Origin of the sequence: Caballeronia sp. EK (assembly GCF_014384845.1) — a bacterium.
GTDB classification, from domain to species: Bacteria; Pseudomonadota; Gammaproteobacteria; order Burkholderiales; family Burkholderiaceae; genus Caballeronia; species Caballeronia jiangsuensis.
On sequence record NZ_JACSUE010000031.1, the window covers coordinates 1 to 17,546 of the forward strand.

General features: G+C 62.8%; 17 protein-coding genes. 7 read left to right on the forward strand and 10 right to left on the reverse strand.

Features of this window, described 5'->3' with window-relative positions; all coding sequences use genetic code 11:
- Positions 1 to 773: 773 nt before the first annotated feature.
- The 7 genes from fliL (at position 774) to fliR (ending at position 5,239) form a co-directional block, all read left to right on the forward strand.
- On the forward strand, positions 774 to 1,262 hold the full coding sequence (gene fliL / locus IAG25_RS39170; protein WP_187609639.1) for a flagellar basal body-associated protein FliL: 489 nt from the start codon (positions 774 to 776) through the stop codon (positions 1,260 to 1,262).
- A 24-nt stretch (positions 1,263 to 1,286) separates the two neighbouring features.
- Positions 1,287 to 2,285 carry a flagellar motor switch protein FliM gene (gene fliM, locus IAG25_RS39175; protein ID WP_035499274.1) on the forward strand — a complete coding sequence of 333 codons (999 nt, stop codon included), beginning with the start codon at positions 1,287 to 1,289 and terminating at the stop codon, positions 2,283 to 2,285.
- Between the two features lie 4 nt (positions 2,286 to 2,289).
- A complete protein-coding gene (fliN, locus tag IAG25_RS39180; protein ID WP_371881045.1) occupies positions 2,290 to 2,709 on the forward strand; it encodes a flagellar motor switch protein FliN in 420 nt (139 codons plus the stop codon).
- Positions 2,706 to 3,200 (forward strand): flagellar biosynthetic protein FliO, encoded by a 495-nt coding sequence (fliO, locus tag IAG25_RS39185; protein WP_035499277.1) that lies wholly within the window; start codon positions 2,706 to 2,708, stop codon positions 3,198 to 3,200. Before fliN ends, fliO begins: the two co-directional genes overlap by 4 nt.
- A gap of 186 nt (positions 3,201 to 3,386) precedes the next feature.
- Complete coding sequence (gene fliP / locus IAG25_RS39190) at positions 3,387 to 4,157, forward strand: flagellar type III secretion system pore protein FliP (RefSeq protein WP_187609641.1); 771 nt, start codon at positions 3,387 to 3,389, stop codon at positions 4,155 to 4,157.
- 10 nt (positions 4,158 to 4,167) lie between these two features.
- Positions 4,168 to 4,437: a flagellar biosynthesis protein FliQ gene (gene fliQ / locus IAG25_RS39195; RefSeq protein ID WP_008352562.1), complete on the forward strand. Its 270-nt coding sequence runs from the start codon at positions 4,168 to 4,170 to the stop codon at positions 4,435 to 4,437.
- A 10-nt stretch (positions 4,438 to 4,447) separates the two neighbouring features.
- On the forward strand, positions 4,448 to 5,239 hold the full coding sequence (gene fliR, locus IAG25_RS39200) for a flagellar biosynthetic protein FliR (RefSeq protein ID WP_187609642.1): 792 nt from the start codon (positions 4,448 to 4,450) through the stop codon (positions 5,237 to 5,239).
- A gap of 688 nt (positions 5,240 to 5,927) precedes the next feature.
- Here the strand turns inward: fliR and flgL are convergent.
- From flgL to IAG25_RS39250, 10 genes are all read right to left on the reverse strand, one after another.
- A complete protein-coding gene (gene flgL / locus IAG25_RS39205; protein WP_187609643.1) occupies positions 5,928 to 7,163 on the reverse strand; it encodes a flagellar hook-associated protein FlgL in 1,236 nt (411 codons plus the stop codon).
- 11 nt (positions 7,164 to 7,174) lie between these two features.
- Positions 7,175 to 9,118: a flagellar hook-associated protein FlgK gene (gene flgK / locus IAG25_RS39210; RefSeq protein WP_187609644.1), complete on the reverse strand. Its 1,944-nt coding sequence runs from the start codon at positions 9,116 to 9,118 to the stop codon at positions 7,175 to 7,177.
- Positions 9,119 to 9,975: 857 nt separating this feature from the next.
- Complete coding sequence (locus tag IAG25_RS39215; RefSeq protein ID WP_187609645.1) at positions 9,976 to 10,728, reverse strand: flagellar brake protein; 753 nt, start codon at positions 10,726 to 10,728, stop codon at positions 9,976 to 9,978.
- 282 nt (positions 10,729 to 11,010) lie between these two features.
- Positions 11,011 to 12,060 (reverse strand): flagellar assembly peptidoglycan hydrolase FlgJ, encoded by a 1,050-nt coding sequence (gene flgJ / locus IAG25_RS39220; protein WP_187609646.1) that lies wholly within the window; start codon positions 12,058 to 12,060, stop codon positions 11,011 to 11,013.
- Positions 12,061 to 12,073: 13 nt separating this feature from the next.
- Positions 12,074 to 13,201: a flagellar basal body P-ring protein FlgI gene (locus tag IAG25_RS39225; protein ID WP_187609647.1), complete on the reverse strand. Its 1,128-nt coding sequence runs from the start codon at positions 13,199 to 13,201 to the stop codon at positions 12,074 to 12,076.
- Between the two features lie 2 nt (positions 13,202 to 13,203).
- Entirely contained in the window at positions 13,204 to 13,887 is a 684-nt protein-coding gene (locus IAG25_RS39230; RefSeq protein ID WP_187609648.1) for a flagellar basal body L-ring protein FlgH, read from the reverse strand.
- 26 nt (positions 13,888 to 13,913) lie between these two features.
- The gene (flgG, locus tag IAG25_RS39235) at positions 13,914 to 14,702 is read right to left on the reverse strand and encodes a flagellar basal-body rod protein FlgG (RefSeq protein WP_035499290.1); all 789 of its coding nucleotides are present in this window, start codon (positions 14,700 to 14,702) and stop codon (positions 13,914 to 13,916) included.
- A gap of 35 nt (positions 14,703 to 14,737) precedes the next feature.
- Positions 14,738 to 15,490, reverse strand: a complete 753-nt coding sequence (gene flgF, locus IAG25_RS39240; RefSeq protein ID WP_035499292.1) for a flagellar basal-body rod protein FlgF — start codon at positions 15,488 to 15,490, stop codon at positions 14,738 to 14,740.
- 47 nt (positions 15,491 to 15,537) lie between these two features.
- The gene (flgE, locus tag IAG25_RS39245; protein WP_187609649.1) at positions 15,538 to 16,755 is read right to left on the reverse strand and encodes a flagellar hook protein FlgE; all 1,218 of its coding nucleotides are present in this window, start codon (positions 16,753 to 16,755) and stop codon (positions 15,538 to 15,540) included.
- 49 nt (positions 16,756 to 16,804) lie between these two features.
- Entirely contained in the window at positions 16,805 to 17,524 is a 720-nt protein-coding gene (locus IAG25_RS39250; protein WP_187609650.1) for a flagellar hook assembly protein FlgD, read from the reverse strand.
- Positions 17,525 to 17,546 lie beyond the last annotated feature (22 nt).

Here is a 17,546-nt window from a genome sequence, read left to right on the forward strand (position 1 = left end):
CACCAGCTTTCTTTCGGGCTGCGAGCCCATGTAACACAAACGGGCTACCGCTTCGGGTGAGGGGAAGAGATCAGTTTCCGCCCACCTGGAATCAATATACAAGTAACCAAAGAAAGCAGCTCGCTTAAGCCCGCGGTCACACGCACGTTGGTCATGCTTGCCAGCCCACGGTGGCCCTCGCCTAAGTGTCGCCCTCGAAGGCCCAATCGGGCTTGGCTCGCGCACGGTCTGCCACCTCGCTTCGCTTGCGTCACTGGTTCAGCACGAAATGGCCCCGGCCCGCTTCGCGGCCGATGGGTCAACCGGGTCCGCGTGCGCTTCTTCCTCGACGGTTTCCCTTGCATACCCAACGGCAGCGCGTAGCGCTGTGCCGGAACTCTTTCGTGCTGAACCAGCGCGCTGAATCGTCTCGGGCGGCAGACCGTGCGCGAGCCAAGCCCTTGTCTGCTTGCGAGGGCACTCTCTAGTGCCGGGCCATTCAGCCAATCGCCTGTGCCGCGGCCGGTGTGAAGTGCTTAGGCTGGGGATAGCTGCTTTCTTTGGTTACTTTCTTTGCAGCAGCAAAGAAAGTGACTGCCGCCCCGCACAGGGGCAGTGCTAATAGACCGACACGAACACAAGTTTCCCGAAAACGCCCCGTTAACCCAACAAAGCCCCCCAAGTCGAAAGACAAAAGCAATCAGATGGAATAACCCCAAATCCCCCCTCTGTTCGACCCATCGCTTTACACGGCGATAGCCAACAATTCACCCTATCGAAAGAGGCACGCATTCATGGCTACCACGACCGCAAACCAGCAACCCATCGTTCCCGCGAAGAGCGGCAAGCTCAAAAAGATCCTGATCATCGCCGTCGGCGCGATCGTGCTCCTCGGCGCGGGAGCCGGCGGCGCTTACTTTTTCCTCGGCAAGAATCACGGCCCGGCCAAGCCCGCACCGGAACCGCCGCCCGTGTTCTTCCCGCTCGAATCGCTCACGGTGAACCTCCAGTCCGACGACGGCACCATGCACTATCTGCGCGCCGGCCTCACGCTCAAGCTCAAGGACGAAAAGGTCCAGTTGCTCGTCACCGAGCACATGCCCGAAGTCCGCAGCCGCGTGCTGCTCCTGCTCTCCGGCAAACGCCCCGACGATCTCGCGACCGTCGACGGCAAGAAACAGCTCGCGGGCGAGCTGCGCGCAGCGGTCGAAACCGCGGCGAGCTCGGCCGAGAAGCCAGTGCGGGTCGAAGAGGTGCTGTTCACCGAATTCGTCGTCCAGTAACGCCGCATCAGCGAGTAAAGAGTCATGGGCCACGAAGAGTTCATGTCGCAGGAGGAGGTCGATGCCCTCCTCAAGGGCGTCACCGGCGAAATCGATCAGGAAGCTGACGAGAAAAAGCCAGTCGGTGTACGTCCGTACAACATCGCGACGCAGGAACGCATCGTCCGGGGCCGGATGCCCGGCCTCGAAATCATCAACGACCGCTTCGCGCGCCTGATGCGCGTGGGCATCTTCAACTTCATGCGGCGCTCGGCGGAAATTTCCGTCGGTCCGGTGAAGGTGCAGAAGTACAGCGAATTCACGCGCAACCTGCCGATCCCGACCAATCTCAACCTGGTCCATGTGAAGCCCCTGCGCGGTACGTCGCTGTTCGTGTTCGACCCGAACCTCGTGTTCTTCGTGGTCGACAACCTGTTCGGCGGCGACGGGCGCTTTCACACGCGCGTCGAAGGCCGCGAGTTCACGCAGACCGAGCAGCGCATCATCAGCAAGCTGCTGAATCTGGTGTTCGAGCACTACGCGACGTCGTGGCGCAGCGTGAAGCCGCTGCAGTTCGAATACATGCGCTCGGAGATGCACACGCAGTTCGCCAACGTGGCGACGCCGAACGAGATCGTCATCGTGACGCAGTTCACGATCGAATTCGGTTCGACGGGCGGCACGCTGCACATCTGCATGCCGTACTCGATGATCGAGCCGATCCGCGACGTGCTCTCCTCGCCGATTCAGGGCGAAGCGCTCGAAGTGGACCGCCGCTGGGTGCGCGTGCTGTCGCAGCAGGTGCAATCGGCCGAAGTGGAGTTGACGGTGGATCTCGCCGAGATCCGCTCGTCGTTCGAACAGATTCTCAACATGCGCGCAGGCGACGTGCTGCCGATCGATATACCGGAACAGGTCGTCGCGAAAGTGGATGGCGTGCCGGTCATGGAATGCGGCTACGGAATGTTCAATGGTCAATACGCGCTGCGCGTGCAAAAGATGATCAGCGCAAGCGACACGATGAAGGAAGGTGGATATGAGTGATCTGATGCAGAACGATGCGCCCGGCGCGCAGGAAAAAGGCGACGAGCTCCTGTTGGACGACTGGGCGAGCGCGCTCGCCGAGCAGAACGGCAACGATGCGCCGGTGGCAGCGAGCGCGGGCGTGTTTCAGCCGCTGTCGAAGGCGGCGGCTCCGTCGACACGCAACGACATCGACATGATTCTCGACATCCCCGTGCAGATGACGGTGGAGCTCGGGCGCACGAAGATCGCGATCCGCAACCTGCTGCAACTCGCGCAGGGTTCGGTCGTGGAGCTCGACGGCCTCGCCGGCGAGCCGATGGACGTGCTTGTGAACGGCTGTCTCATCGCGCAGGGCGAAGTGGTCGTGGTGAATGACAAGTTCGGCATCCGCCTGACCGATATCATCACGCCGTCCGAACGTATCCGGAAGCTGAATCGATGAAACGCCTGGCCGTCGCGCTGCTTTGCTCGGCGCCTCTCCTTTCCGTCGCCGCCGACATGAACGCGGTGAACCACGCCGCGCAGATCGCCTCGGGCGTCGGCGCGGGCACGGCGGTGCCGTCGCTCGGTTTCGGCGCGGTGCTGCAGACGCTCGTGGGGCTCGTCGTCGTGATCGGCTTCGTATTCGGCTGCGCGTGGCTCGCGCGCAAGTTCGGCGTTCACGGCGGCAAGCGCGGCGGTCTCGTGAAGGTGGTGGGCGGTGCATCGCTCGGCAACAAGGAGCGCGTCGCGGTCGTCGAAGTGGGCGATACGTGGCTCGTGCTCGGCGCGGGTCCCGGCAATGTGCGTCTCCTGCACACGATGCCCGCCGGATCGGCGGAAGTGGAAGGCGTGGGCGTTACGGCGCCGTCGTCGGCCGGCAGCTTCGGCGCGAAGTTCCGCGACGCCCTCGCAGGCGAAGCCAACAAGCGGCTCCAGAAGTTCGTCAAGTAAGTCCGTTCGGTTTGACCGATGCATCGGGCGTGGTCCGCAAGGATCGAACGCCCGATGTTCGTTTACGGCGGGCGCTTCGCAATAGAACGAGTTGGCGCGGGTTTTCCCCTCTGTTCGCGCCATCGTTCGACAACCGCCTGGCCGACAATCCAGCCTATCGAAAGAGTTCGTAGGCGGGAGCAAGTAATGCAGGTCAGTCGCAATATCGTGCGTGGCGTGAAGATCGCGCTGCCGGTTTTCCTCGGCTTGATGCCGTATCTCGCGTTCGCGCAGAGCACGGCGGGCCTGCCGGCCTTCAACACGAGCCCCGGCCCGAACGGTGGCACCACGTATTCGCTCAGCGTGCAGACGATGCTGCTGCTGACGATGCTCTCGTTCCTCCCCGCGATGGTCCTGATGATGACGAGCTTCACGCGCATCATCATCGTGCTGTCGCTGTTGCGCCAGGCGCTCGGCACGACGAGCACGCCGCCGAATCAGGTGCTCGTCGGCCTCGCGCTGTTTCTCTCGTTCTTCGTGATGTCACCCGTGCTCGATCGCGCGTACACCGACGCGTACAAGCCCTTCTCCGATGGCCAGATCGCGATGGATCAGGCGATGACGCGCGGCGTCGCGCCGTTCAAGCAATTCATGCTGAAGCAGACGCGTGAAACGGATCTCGCGCTCTTCGCACGCATTTCGAAGGCCGCGCCGATGAACGGTCCGGAGGACGTACCGCTGTCGCTGCTCGTGCCGTCGTTCATCACGAGCGAGTTGAAGACGGGCTTCCAGATCGGCTTCACGATCTTCATTCCGTTTCTCATCATCGACATGGTGGTGGCGAGCGTGCTGATGTCGATGGGCATGATGATGGTGTCGCCTACGACTATCGCGCTGCCGTTCAAACTGATGTTGTTCGTGCTCGTCGATGGCTGGCAGTTGCTGATCGGCTCGCTGGCTCAAAGCTTCGTATCCTGAGGAGACGCGCATGACACCCGAATCCGTCATGACGATGGCGCATCAGGCGATGTACGTCGCCTTGTTGCTCGCCGCGCCGTTGTTGCTGGTCGCGCTCGTAGTCGGTCTGGTCGTGAGCCTGTTCCAGGCGGCGACGCAGATCAACGAATCGACGCTGTCGTTCATTCCGAAGCTGATCGCGGTCGCCGTGACGTTGGTGATCGCGGGTCCGTGGATGCTGTCGACATTGCTCGACTACATGCGTCATGTTTTCACGATCACGCCCGCGATCACGGGCTGAGTTTCGTTCGATGTTCTCCGTCACCTATGCGCAACTGAACGGCTGGCTCACGGCGTTTCTATGGCCGTTCGTGCGCATCCTCGCGCTGATCGCCACGGCGCCCGTGCTGAGCCACATGGCGATTCCGATGCGCGTGAAGATTGCGGTCGCCGCGTTCATTTCGCTGATCGTCGCGCCGACGCTTCCTGCCATGCCGCAGGCGACGGTGTTTTCCGCGGCGGGCGTGTGGATCATCGTCAATCAGTTTCTGATCGGCGCGGCCATCGGCATGGTGATGCAGATCGCGTTCGCCGCCGTCGATGCGGCCGGCGAGTTCATCGGCCAGCAGATGGGCCTTGGTTTCGCGATGCTTTACGATCCGCGCGCGGGCGGCAATGCGGTGGTCGTTTCGCGCTATTTGAACACGCTCGCGATGCTCGCGTTTCTCGTGTTTGATGGGCATTTGCAGTTGATCAGTGCGCTTATCGCTACGTTTCACAGTGTGCCGATCGAGGCGAACGTCGTTGCGGCGGCGTCGCATGCGCAAGGGTGGCGCGTTCTTGTGGGATATGGCGGCAGTGTCTTTTCGACGGGACTGCTGCTCGCGTTGCCGATCGTGGCGGCGCTGTTGATCGCCAATCTCGCGCTCGGGATTCTCAATCGCGCTGCGCCGCAGATCGGGATTTTTCAGGTCGGATTTCCGGTGACGATGCTCGTCGGGTTGCTTTTGTTGCAGCTTATGGTGCCTAATTTGATGCCGTTTTTTCAGCGGATTTTCGATGTGGGGATTGTGGAGGTGGGGCGGGTGGTGGGGGGGTTTTAGGGGGGCTTTTGCTTTCGCCAGATCCCGTGTTCGTGATGGTTTATTAGCACTGCCCCTGTGCGGGGCGGCAGTCACTTTCTTTGCTGCTGCAAAGAAAGTAACCAAAGAAACAGCTATCCCCAGCCTAAGCACTTCATGCCGGCCGCGGCACAGGCGATTGGCCTAATGGCCCGGCAGTAGCGAGTGCCCCCACAAGCAGATAAGGGCTTGGACCGCGCACGGTCCGACACATCGCACCACGCAACAGACTGGTTCAGCACGAAATGGCTCCGGCCCGCTTCGCGGCCGACGGGTCAACCGGGTTGGCGTGCGCCTCTTCTTCGACGGTTTCCCTTGCATACCCAACGGCAGCGCGTAGCGCTGTGCCGAAGCTATCTGGTGCTGGACCAGCGCGCTGAAACCTCTCGGGCGGCAGACCGTGCGCGATCCAAGCCCGATTGGGCCTTTAGGGGCGACACTTAGGCGAGTGCCATCGACGGCTGGCAAGCATGGCCAACGTGCGTGTGACCGCGGGCGGTGAGAAGCTGCTTTCTTTGGTTACTTTCTTTGCAGCAGCAAAGAAAGTAACCCCCGCCCCGGGGAGGGGCAGTGCTAGTAGACCACCACGAATACGGGATCCGGCGAAAAAAAAGAGCACCGCGGTTCCCCGCCGATGCTCCCTCGATACCAAAGGGCAAAAAACCCCAAATCAACTTCCGATGTAATCAAACAACGACATCTTCTGAATCTGCGAAAAAGCCATCTGCGCGGCCTGCAACGAATTCTGCGTCAACTCATACTGGCTGATCGACGACACCAGATCGATGCTCGTCAGATTCGCGATGTCGCTCGCCGTCTGCGTCTGGCTCGTCTGCATCGCGGTCTGCGTCGATTGCACTTGCTGCTCGCGTCCGCCCACCACCGTCTGCGCCGACAGCACGTTGTTGAACGTGTTGTTGATCTTCGTGCCCGCCGTCGTCAACGCATTCGTCAATGCTGCCCCGGCGCTCGGCGATCCCGTCGTTTGCTTGAGCGCGTTCACGAGCGTGTCGAGCGTCGCGAAGATGTCGTTGTTTTCGCTCGCCGCCGGCTGCACGGTGAACGAGTCCTTGTCCGCGGGCGTGCCGTCGAGCGTCACCTTCTGGCCGCCGAGCGTGATGTCCGTCTTGCCCGTGTAGGCCACGTTCGTCGGCAGCGTGTTGTCCGCCGGATCCGACGTGATCGAATAGGTCGTCGATCCATCCGTCTGCGAAACCGAGAACGAGATCGTGTACTTGCTCGCGTTGCCCGGATTGCTCGTGTCGCTCACGCTCACCGCGCTGATCGTCGCCGTGCCCGTGTTCGTATCGGCCGCGCGCGACACCGGATCGCTTTCCATCGGCGATACGCTCTGGAAGATCGACTGGCCCGTGTCGCCGACAGGAATCGAACGCCCCTCGCTGATCTGCACGGTGCGCTGTCCCTGGTCGCCGGAATAGCTCGCACCGGTGCCCGACGCATTGTTCGAGAACGGCGCCGTGCCGCCCTTTAGCCCCGAGAAGATGTAGTTGCCGTCGCTGTCCGTGGTGTTCGCAAGACCGAAGAGCTGATCGCGCAAACCCTGGATCGCGGTCGCGACCGCCGAGCGGTCCGAATCGGTGAGCGAACCGTCGCCCGCATGCACGATCTGCGTCTGGATGCTCTGGATCACGTTGCTCACGTTGCTCAACGTGGAGTCTTCCTGCTGCAGCGACGACAGCGCGGTCGTCTGGTTCGTGCTGTATTGCGCGAGCGCGCCGCTCTTCAACGTAAGCTGCACCGCCTGCGCCGCGCCGAGCGGATCGTCGGACGCGGTGAGAATGCGCTTGCCCGATGAGATCTGCTGATACATCGACGCGAGCGTGCTCTGCTGGTCGCTCATCGAAGCGACGTTCATGTTGAAGTACTGGGAACTGGAAATCCGCATCGCGTTTAACCTCAGTTGAACATGCCGAGCAGCGACTGGAACAGCGTCGCGGCGGTCTGAATCACCTTGCTGTTCGCTTGATAGAGCTGCTGATACTGAATCAGGTTGGCCGCTTCTTCGTTCAGGTTCACGCCCTGCACCGATTGCTGCGCCGAAGTTGCTTGAGTCAGGAGCGCGGTCTGCGCCGTGCTCGTCGCCTTGAGCTGGTTGGTCGTGTTGCCGATCGTGTTGATGTAGCCCGCGTACGAGCTCGTCAGCGTCTCGGTGCCGCCGTTGAGCGACTTCGACGACACCAGGTTCGCCATCGCGAGCGCATTGCTGCCGTCGCTCGTGCCGCCCTTGTTCTGCGCGATCTTGAACGCGTCGCCGTCCTTCGGCGTGCCGCTGATGGTCGCGGAAACGCCGTTCGCCGAGACCGTCAGGCCCTTCGTCGCATCGTAGGGAATCGTCTGGCCGACGGCGTAACTGGTCCCGCCGACTGTCACCGCCACGTCCGACGTGAAGCCGTTCGCCGTCGCGCTGTACTTCAGGTTGATGTCCGACGACATCGCGTTGCTCGTCACCGTCGCCGACGAGATCGACGCCGTGCCCGTGTTCGTGCTTGCCGCCGACGTCACCGCGGGCGATGCCGCTGCGATCGCTGCGCCGTTGCTCGTCGTGAGCTTGAAGTTGTCGAGCGAAGCGCGTGTCGGCTGAATCGTGAACGAGTCGCCCTTCTGCACGCCGGTCAGCGAAGACACGTCGATGTTCAGGCCGTTGATCGTCTTCTGCGTCTCCGTCGCCGGATCGATCGAGCCGAGTTGCTGGCCGGTCGCCGGGTCGGTCACCGTGTACTTGCTGCCGTCGTAGGTGACGGTGAAATCGTTGGCGGGCGGCTGCGTGCCATCGACGATCGTCGCCGTCGGCGTGCCGGTACCCTGGTTGCGCGCGTTGGCGATGATGTTCGGTTCGCCGGTCGCGAACAGCTTGCCGCCGGGCTGGCCGTTCAGGTCGAGGCCGAGCGCGTTCTGGCCGTTCAACTGGCTGGCGAAGCTCGTCGCGATGGCGCCGAGTTGCGCCTGCGCCGGATCGAGCGTCTGCGTGCGAAAGTCGATGAGCCCGCCGACCACGCCGCCCGTGAGCGCCGAGTTGTCGACGTATTGCGTGTTTGCGGCGGTTTGCGTGGTGCCGTCGCGGCTCTTGAACGCGACCGCGAGTTCGCTCGGATCGGAAGCCGACGGCACCGCTTGCAGCCCGTATTGCGTATTGCCGACGACGAGCGGCTGCCCGTTGCCGATGAACACGTTGTAGTTGCCGTCCTGCTGCACGACCTGCACGCCGATCATCGAGCTCAGATTCGTGACGAGCTGATCGCGCTGATCGAGCAACTGGTTCGGCTGCTGGCCGCCCGCGCTGGCGATGTTGATCTGCTTGTTGAGATCGGCGATCTGTTGCGAGTAGCTGTTGATCTGCGAGACGGCGCTCGTCAGTTGCGTGTTGACGCTCTGACGCAACTGGTCGTATTGCTGGCCGGCCGAGTTGATCTGATCCGCGAGCGTCTGCGCGCTGCTCATCAGCGACTGGCGCGCGGCAGTGCTGCTCGCGGAGTTCGCGACCGACTGCAGGCCGGAAAAGTAATTCGTGATGCCTTGCGCGATGCCCTTGGTCGGATCGCCGACGAGGTTGTTCAGCTGCGAGATCAGCGAATAGTACGTGCTCGCCGCGCTGCTCGACGCCTGCGTGTTGTTCACTTGCGTCGTCAGGTACTGGCTGTACTGACGCGTGACGGTGATGGCCTGAACGCCGTTGCCGAGATAACCCGAGCCGGTGAACTGACCGGACGACTCCTGATACGAGACCTTCTCGAGCGTATAGCCCGGCGTCGCGGCGTTGCTGATGTTCTGTCCCGTGGTCGTCAGGCCCCACTGGGCCGCATTCAGACCGGAAAGACCAATGCTGAAGATGTTATTGGACATGCGTGAATCCTGGTGAGGCGGCGATTGAGCGTGCGCTGCCGCATGGCTGTTTTGTATATCGGCCGATTGCCGGGGAAGTTGAGCGTTTGCGCGCTTTGTGGACGGTTGTCGCGATGGGGCCATTATCGGAGGGGGGCTGCAATGGCTATTGCTGGAAGAGCGGGAGTTTTATGGCTTATTTCTTTGGTTTTGGTTTTTTTGCCGGATCCCGGTTTCGCGGTGGTCTATTAGCACTGCCCCTGTGCGGGGCGGCAGTCACTTTCTTTGCTGCTGCAAAGAAAGTAACCAAAGAAAGCAGCTCGAGACGCCCGCGGTCACACGCACGTTGGCCATGCTTGCCAGCCCGCAGTGGCACTCGCCTAAGTGTCGCCCCCAAAGGACTTACCGGGCTTGGCTCGCGCACGGTCTGCCGAGCCATAACATTAAGCGCGCTGGTTCAGCACGAGATAGCATCGGCACAGCGCTACGCGCTGCCGTTGGGTATGCAAGGGAAACCAGTGGGATGCGAATGCAGTGAGATGGAAACGTAGCAAGTACGCGTGCGCACGCAAACCCGATTGACCCGTCGGCCGCGAAGCGGGCCGGAGCCATTTGGTGCTGAACCAGTGACGCAAGCGATGCGATGCGGCAGACCGTGCGCGAGCCAAGCCCGAATGGACCTTTGGGGGCGACACTTAGGCGAGGGCCACCGCGGGCTGGCAAGCATGGCCAAACTGCGTGTGACCGCGGGCTTAAACGAGCTGCTTTCTTTGGTTACTTTCTTTGCAGCAGCAAAGAAAGTGACCCCCGCCCCGGGGAGGGGCAGTGCCAATAGACCGACACGAATCCGGGATCCAGCGACGAGCCAGCGAAAAAAACTACTTCGCCAACGACCGCCGCTTCATCTCCAGCTGAGTAATAAGCCGCTGCAGCGTATTCTCCGCCGACCCCGGCATCGAAACAAACTTGAACCCGATGGTATATCGGCAATCACCCTTCGCCGTAGTCGATTCCCGATGCGAAACAAGCTTCATATCCAGCGTAACCTTTCCATTAGCGCTGAAATGCAGCTCGGCATCCTGAATCACGATGCCCATCTCGAGATTCGCAACGCGCTCATCCGTCGTGCGCAAAGCAACGCCGCCCAGCGACAAATCATGCACCTCGAAGCGAAACCGGTCCCCTTCCGGCAGCGAGCCCGTGCAGATATAAGGATCGAGCACCGGCGCCTCGACGCGGAAATACTCGCGCCGCTGCATGTAATACAGCACCGGCGGAAACTCGACCTCAAACGCCGAGCGTCCGTCGAACACCGTCTCACGCGGCGTCGGCGTCGTGAATTCCACCCGCACGCCTTCCGGCGCCGCGTTGAAAACGAGCTTCTGCGAGGCGAGCACGCCGCGGTTCTGCTCCGCCACGCCGCCCCAGTCGAAAGTGAATCGATGCGCGGTCACATCGACGTCAAGCAAACGCGTGACGATTTGCCCGTCGCCATATTGCGCCGTCAGAAAGTCGCCGCGATTGGCGAGATTGCGCAGCGCCACGCCGATTTCCAGCGGATTGCGCCGGCCGAAATCCACGTTCGGCGCGATGTCGTCGTCGGCAACGTCATGCTTGAGATAGGTGTTCATGGTGCTAGCCGTGTTCATTGTGCTCGCGCCGCCCGATTCGTCGAACGTCGCGCGTCGATCCGAACCAGAATCGGTCCAGCACTTCGATTATTCAGGTTAGCGGCATACTTCTTCGAAAGTTTAGGGTTGGCCACCGAAAAATGTATGTGGTGCGCCGTCCCTACGAACGTAAAACGTTTGCTGCCGTAAAAGATCCGAACAATCGCGCTGTCCGCGCACTGGAATTCGCGCATGCGACGCCTTCTACAGCAAGAAGACGGCCGCAAACATCGGCTGATTGCGTCAGACGATCTGACGCATGATCGAGATGAGCTTCTTCGCGTACTGCGGGTCAGTCGCGTAGCCCGCCTTCTGCATGCCGTGCGCGAAGCCCGCGACATCGCGCGATGCCTGAATCACCGGCGCATAGCGCGGATTGTTCTTGATGACGCTCGCGTAATCGGTCAGCGCTTCCTCGTACGAGTCGTACGCGCGGAACTTCTCGACCACCTTTTGCGGCCGGCCGTTGACATATTCGGTCGTGACCGAATCGACGGTCTTGCCGGTCCAGTTGCTCGACGCCTTGATGCCAAAGATATTGTGGCTCGTCGAACCGTTCGCGTTCTTGATCTCGCGCTTGCCCCAGCCCGATTCGAGCGCCGCCTGGCCGATGATGAAGCGCGCCGGAATGCCCGTCGCCGCGCTCGCGGCCTGCGCCGGCACCGCAAGGCGGTCGACGAACGCGTTGACCTTGTCCGAACCGTTGCCGCGCGCCGGCGCTTCGAGCGAATCCGCTGCCGTATAGCCCTTGCCCGCGAGCGACCCGCTTGTCTTGTTGGCCTGCGCCGCCGCGTATGCCTTCGCCATCGCGTTCATCGCGGCGATGTTGCCCGCGTTCGCTTCGAGGTCGCCGCTGCCGCCCGACATGCCGCCGAGCGCCTGCATCGCGTTCATCGCGCCTGCGCCGCCCTTGCCGCTCGCGTCGGGCTGGCCACCCGCGTTGCGCATGAGTTGCTTGAGCATCATGTCCGCCACGCCGATGCCCTTCGACGACATCTGCTGCGAGAGCTGCTGATCGAGCATCGACGTGAACGACTTCGTATCGTTCGATTCGAACGGGCTGTCCGAAGGCGTCGCGTCGCGCATGCTCTTGAGCATCATCTGCGTGAAGACCGCGTCGAATTGCTTCGCCGCTTCCTTGAGTCCCTGTTGCGGATTCGCGCCGGCCTGCGCACGCAGCGCGTCGAAGCCCTGCGTGTCGAGCGCGAAACGGTTCGACAGGCTCGAAAAGCCGCTCGTTGTATCGGTCGATGCCAACGCGGTGCTGGCGATGCCGGTCGTGTTCGAGTTCATGCGCTTTCGTTCCTTAGATGATTTCGAGGTCTGCGCGCAGCGCGCCCGCGGCCTTCATCGACTGAAGGATCGAGATGAGATCCGCCGGCGTCGCGCCGAGCGCGTTGAGCGCCTTCACGACATCCGCGAGATTCGCGCCCGCGTTCAGCATCTTGAGCGCGCCGCTGTCCTGCTTCAGTTGAATCGACGATTCCTTCGCCGCCACCGTCTGCCCGTTCGAGAACGCGCCCGGCTGGCTCACCGCCGTCTTCGTGTTGATGACCACCGAAAGGTTGCCGTGCGCGACCGCGCAGTTCTGCAGCGTGACCATCTGGTTCATCACGATCGAGCCGGTGCGCGCGTTCAGGATCACCTTCGCGGCGGCCTGCGCCGGACGCACGTCGATGTTCTGCAACTGCGCCATGAACGACACCTGCTCGCTCGCATCCTGCGGCGCGCGCAACTGAATCGTGCGGCCGTCGAGCGCGAGCGCCGTGCCCATGCCGAACTGATTGTTCACCGCCGCGACGATGCGCTGCGTCGTGTCGAAGTCCATCTCGCGCAGTTCCATCTGCATGACGCCGCCCTGCTGCTGCAACGCCGACGGCACCGCGCGCTCGACGATCGCGCCCGCCGAGATGCGCCCGACCGCGAGCTGGTTCACCTGCACCTTGCTGCCGTTCGCGCTCGCGCCCGCGCCGCCGACGACGAGGTTGCCCTGCGCCATCGCATACACCTGGCCGTCCGCGCCCTTCAGCGGCGACATCAGCAGCGTGCCGCCGCGCAGGCTTTTCGCATTGCCGAGCGAGGACACGGTCACGTCGATCGCTTCGCCGGGGCGCGCGAACGGCGGCAGCGTCGCGGTCACCATCACGGCGGCGACGTTCTTCAACTGCATGTTCTGCGTGGTCGCCGAGTTCACCGTGATGCCGAGATTGCCGAGCATATTGGTGAGCGACTGCGTCGTGAACGGCGTCTGCATCGTCTGGTCGCCGGTGCCGTCGAGACCGACGACGAGACCGTAACCGATCAGCGGATTGTCACGCACGCCCTGGAACGAAACGAGGTCTTTCAGACGCTCGGCGTGTGCATGCGGCGCGGAGCCGATCGCGACGAGCGCGGCCGCGAGCGAGAACGAAACGAAACGGAGAAACGGATTCATGATCAGAACGGCGCGACGTTGAGGAAGAAGCGCTGGAGCCAGCCCATGTTCTGCGCTTCGTCGATGTAACCCTTCGCCGAGTATTCGATCTTCGCGTCGGCGACTTGCGTGGAGAACACGGTATTGGTGCCCGAAATGGTCGTCGGATTGACGACGCCCGAGAAGCGCACGAATTCGTTGCCCTGGTTGATGAGCATCTGCTTTTCGCCGCTCACCATCAGATTGCCGTTGGGCAGCACGTCCGTGACGGTAACCGTGAGCGTGCCGCTGAACGTGTTGGCCGCGCTCGCGCCGCCCGTCGCGGCGAACTTGTTGGCGCCGGTGGCCGACAGGTTCGTGTTGTTGAAGAGGCCGCCGAAGAGGGCCGGCGTCGTCGGCACGGCGAACGAGCCGTTGCCGGCGCGGTTGGTGTTCGCCGCCGACGACTTCGTCGCGTTGACGTTTTCCGAGATCACGATGGTCAGGATGTCGCCCACGTTGCGCGGACGCTGATCTTCGAACAGCGGCCGGCCCGCGTAGCCCGCGTTGTAGATCGCACCGGGCGAACGCGTGCCGACGGGCGGCTGCGGCGGACGCGCGGTCATCGGCTGCTGGACGATCGGCTCTTTCGGCACGAGGCCGCACGCGCCGAGCGCTGCAATGAGCGCGGCAATCGTTGCACGCGAGAGGATTTGAGTAGGCGACATCGTGGTGACTCTGGTTAAGCGTTACTTCAAACCTGCATCTGCGAGAGCGTCTGCAGCATCTGGTCGGACGTGGTCACGGCCTTGCTGTTGATCTCGTAGGCGCGCTGCGTCTGGATCATGTTGACGAGTTCCTGCACCACGTTCACGTTCGACGCTTCCACGTAACCCTGCTGGAGCGAGCCCGCGCCGTTCAGGCCCGGCTGCGACACGTTCGGCGCGCCCGAGCTGCCCGTCTCGGAGAACAGGTTTTCACCGCGCGCTTCGAGGCCGGCCGGGTTGATGAAGGTCGCGAGCTGGATCGCGCCGACCGTCGTGTTCGCCGTGCTGCTCGGCTGCGTGATGGACACGGTGCCGTCGGAACCGATGGTGATCGACGTCGCGTTCTGCGGAATCGTGATCGCCGGATTCAGCTGATAGCCGCTCGACGTGACGAGCTGGCCTTGCGCGTTGGTCTGGAACGAGCCGTCGCGGGTGTAGGCGGTCGTGCCGTCGGGCATCGTCACCTGGAAGAAGCCCTGGCCGTTGATCGCGACGTCCTTCGAGTTGCCGGTCTGCTGGAGATTGCCCTGCGTGTAGAGGCGCTCGGTCGCGACCTGTTGCACGCCGGTGCCGAGCTGCACGCCCGATGCGAGTTCGGTTTGCTGCGTCGAGTTCGCGCCCGGCTGACGCGTGGTCTGATACAGCAGATCCTCGAACACCGCGCGCGAGCCCTTGAAGCCGTTCGTGCCCACGTTGGCGAGGTTGTTCGAGATCACGTCCATTTGCGCCTGTTGCGCATTCATGCCGGTCGCGGCGATGTAGAGAGAGCGATTCATGTTCTTTCGTATCCTGTTTAGCTTGCGTTCGCCGCTTAGGAGAAGTTGAGCAGCTTGTTGGCCGACTGTTCGTTCTGGTCCGCCGATTCCATCAGCTTGGTCTGCATCTGGAACTGCCGCGCGTTGGTGATCATCGAGACCATCGCGGAGACCGGATTCACGTTGCTGCCTTCGAGCGCGCCACCGGCGACGACCACGTTCGGGTCCGCATCGGCGGGGTCGCCGGTCGCGGTCCGGAAGAGGCCATCGTCGCCGCGCGTGAGCGTCGCCGGATCGGGATTCACGAGCTTCAGTTGATCCACGACCGCGATCGCCGTCGGCGGGTCGCCCGGAATCAGCGCGGAGATCGTGCCGTCCTTGCCGATCGTGACTTCCGCGCCTGGCGGAATCGACAGCGGGCCGCCGCCGCCGAGCACCGGCTGATTGTTCGCCGTGACGAGTTGGCCGTTCTGATCGACGTGCAGATTGCCCGCGCGCGTGTACGCCTCGCTGCCGTCCGCCGCCTGCACGGACAGCCAGCCGGGGCCTTGAACCGCGACATCGAGCGGATTGCCGGTCTGCTGCACCGGCCCCGCCGAGTAGTCCGCGTTCGGCGTGGACGAGAGCACGAAGGTGCGCGTCGTGCCATCGGCGGACTGGTTCTCGAACGACATCGGCACCTGGCGGAACGCGGCGAGCTGCGCCTTGAAACCCGTGGTCGACGCGTTCGCGAGGTTGTTCGCCACGACGGCTTGTTGTTCGAGCGCCTGGCTTGCGCCAGTCATCGCGGTATAGATCAGACGGTCCATGAATCGCTTCCTTCTTCCCTGATGCGTTTATTGCGTGCGACCGATGCTTACAGATTGATCAGCGTCTGATCGACGGTCTGCTGTGTCTTGATCGTCTGCGCGTTCGCCTGATAGTTGCGCTGCGCGGTGATCAGATTCACGAGCTCGCTCGTCAGGTCCACGTTCGAGTTCTCCACCGCGCCGCCCTGCAGCGTGCCGTGGTTGGTCGAGCCCGGCACGGAAACCTGCGCCGCGCCCGAAGCCGCCGTCTGCGCGTACACGTTGCCGCCGAGGTTCTGCAAACCGTTCTGGTTGTTGAAGTTGGCGACGGCGATCTGGCCGAGCGCCTTGGTTTCGCCGTTCGAGTAGTTGCCCGTCAGCATGCCGTCGCTGCCGACCGTGAAGCCCGTCAGTTCGCCCGTGCTGTTGCCGTCCTGATGCAGGTTCGTGAGGCCGCTCTTCGCGCCGTACTGCGTCGTGCCGGAGAGATCGAGCGTCAGCGTCTGGGTCGCGCCGGCCGTCGCGCTCGCGCCGTCGGGGATCGTGAACGAGAACGTCTTGCCCGAGGTCAGGTTGCCCGACGAATCGAACGTGACGGGGCCGAGATCCGTCTTTTGCGAAACCGGATCGCCGTAGCCCGCGAATGCTTCCCACGAGTTCGTGCCGGACTTCGTGAAGTACACCGACACCTTCTGCGTGCCGCCGACCGAGTCGTAGGCATCGACAGACGTCGACGCGTTGTAGGTGTTGCCGTTGGTCGGGTCGAAGTCGGCGGCTGCCTTGACGTCGTCCTGCGAGTTCAGGTTGAACGCGGCGGTGATCTTCTTCGTCGCGGTCGGCGCGATATTCGCCGTCGGCACCGTGAGCGGCACCGTGCTCGCGCTGTTGACGACGCCGCTCGAATCCGCCGCGTAGCCCATCAGTTGCAGGCCCGACGAATTGACGATGTTGCCGTTGTTGTCGAGATGGAACACGCCGTTGCGCGAGTACACGACCGAGCCGTTGTTCGACAACTGATAGAAACCGTTGCCGTTGATCGCGACGTCGAGCGCCTGATTGGTCGTGGTGATCGTGCCTTGCGAAAACTGCTGCTGCACTTCGGACAGGCGCGTGCCGATGCCGATCTGGTTGCTGACGGCCGTGGCCATCGAGCTCGCGTACATGTCGGCGAATTGCGCCGAGCCTTGCTTGAAGCCGACCGTGTTCGCGTTCGCGATGTTGTTGCCGATCACGTCGAGATCGCTCGATGCAGCGCCCAGACCGCTCAGTGCTTGTTGGTAACTCATTTGATGTTTCTCCGTGACGAGACCACGCTCGTCCAAAATGAATGTGGAATCAGAGGATCGAAGCGACGCCCGTCAGCGCAACCGTCGAGCCGTTCGAGAGCTTGAGACCCGGCGCACCGCCCGACATCTGCACGACGCTTTGCACCTGCGAAGCCGACAGCGTCGTCGCGGTCGCCTGCTGGCCGTTGATCGTGCCTTGCGCGGTGATCGTGTAGCTGCCGTCGGCGAGCGTGGCGCCCTTCGAATCGACCGGCGTCCAGCCCGTCACCGGGACGACGCCTGCGCCCTGCGCGCCGAGATCGAGCGTGTTGACGATCTGGCCCGACGAGTTCTTCACGACGATCTGCAGGTCGCTCACGTCGCTCGCCAGTTGCACGCCGAAGCTCGACGACGCGCCCTTCGACACGGTCACGCCGTTGCCCGCCGAGAGCACGCTCGAGCCGATGAGCAGCGCGGCCTGCGTCTGCTGGCCGGCGGAAAGCTGCGTCGCGAGCGAGGACAGCGACGTGTTCAACTGGCCGATGCCCGACACCGTGTTGATTTGCGCGAGCTGCGAGGTCATCTGCGAGCTGTCGGCGGGATTGGTCGGGTCCTGGTTCTTCAACTGCGTCACGAGCAGCGTGAGGAAAGTGTTCTGCAGATCCTGCGCCGACGTGCCCGACGTGGATGACGTCGACGAACCCGACGACGACGCGCCGTTCATGGTGTCGAGCAGCGTCTGCGAGACGGTCGTGCCGTTGCTGCCGATAGTGGTGCTGGAGGAGCTCACGTGGTGTTCCTTAAGTTTCTCG

What these genes read in the sequence shown, in the direction of transcription:
- fliL (WP_187609639.1), top strand. Translation starts at nt 774, where the DNA reads ATGGCTACCACGACCGCAAACCAGCAACCCATCGTTCCCGCGAAGAGC.
- fliN (WP_371881045.1), top strand. Translation starts at nt 2,290, where the DNA reads ATGCAGAACGATGCGCCCGGCGCGCAGGAAAAAGGCGACGAGCTCCTG.
- IAG25_RS39230 (WP_187609648.1), bottom strand. Translation starts at nt 13,887, where the DNA reads ATGTCGCCTACTCAAATCCTCTCGCGTGCAACGATTGCCGCGCTCATT.
- fliO (WP_035499277.1), top strand. Translation starts at nt 2,706, where the DNA reads ATGAAACGCCTGGCCGTCGCGCTGCTTTGCTCGGCGCCTCTCCTTTCC.
- fliR (WP_187609642.1), top strand. Translation starts at nt 4,448, where the DNA reads ATGTTCTCCGTCACCTATGCGCAACTGAACGGCTGGCTCACGGCGTTT.
- flgF (WP_035499292.1), bottom strand. Translation starts at nt 15,490, where the DNA reads ATGGACCGTCTGATCTATACCGCGATGACTGGCGCAAGCCAGGCGCTC.
- fliM (WP_035499274.1), top strand. Translation starts at nt 1,287, where the DNA reads ATGGGCCACGAAGAGTTCATGTCGCAGGAGGAGGTCGATGCCCTCCTC.
- IAG25_RS39215 (WP_187609645.1), bottom strand. Translation starts at nt 10,728, where the DNA reads ATGAACACCTATCTCAAGCATGACGTTGCCGACGACGACATCGCGCCG.
- fliP (WP_187609641.1), top strand. Translation starts at nt 3,387, where the DNA reads ATGCAGGTCAGTCGCAATATCGTGCGTGGCGTGAAGATCGCGCTGCCG.
- flgJ (WP_187609646.1), bottom strand. Translation starts at nt 12,060, where the DNA reads ATGAACTCGAACACGACCGGCATCGCCAGCACCGCGTTGGCATCGACC.
- flgE (WP_187609649.1), bottom strand. Translation starts at nt 16,755, where the DNA reads ATGAGTTACCAACAAGCACTGAGCGGTCTGGGCGCTGCATCGAGCGAT.
- flgK (WP_187609644.1), bottom strand. Translation starts at nt 9,118, where the DNA reads ATGTCCAATAACATCTTCAGCATTGGTCTTTCCGGTCTGAATGCGGCC.
- flgG (WP_035499290.1), bottom strand. Translation starts at nt 14,702, where the DNA reads ATGAATCGCTCTCTCTACATCGCCGCGACCGGCATGAATGCGCAACAG.
- IAG25_RS39225 (WP_187609647.1), bottom strand. Translation starts at nt 13,201, where the DNA reads ATGAATCCGTTTCTCCGTTTCGTTTCGTTCTCGCTCGCGGCCGCGCTC.
- fliQ (WP_008352562.1), top strand. Translation starts at nt 4,168, where the DNA reads ATGACACCCGAATCCGTCATGACGATGGCGCATCAGGCGATGTACGTC.
- flgL (WP_187609643.1), bottom strand. Translation starts at nt 7,163, where the DNA reads ATGCGGATTTCCAGTTCCCAGTACTTCAACATGAACGTCGCTTCGATG.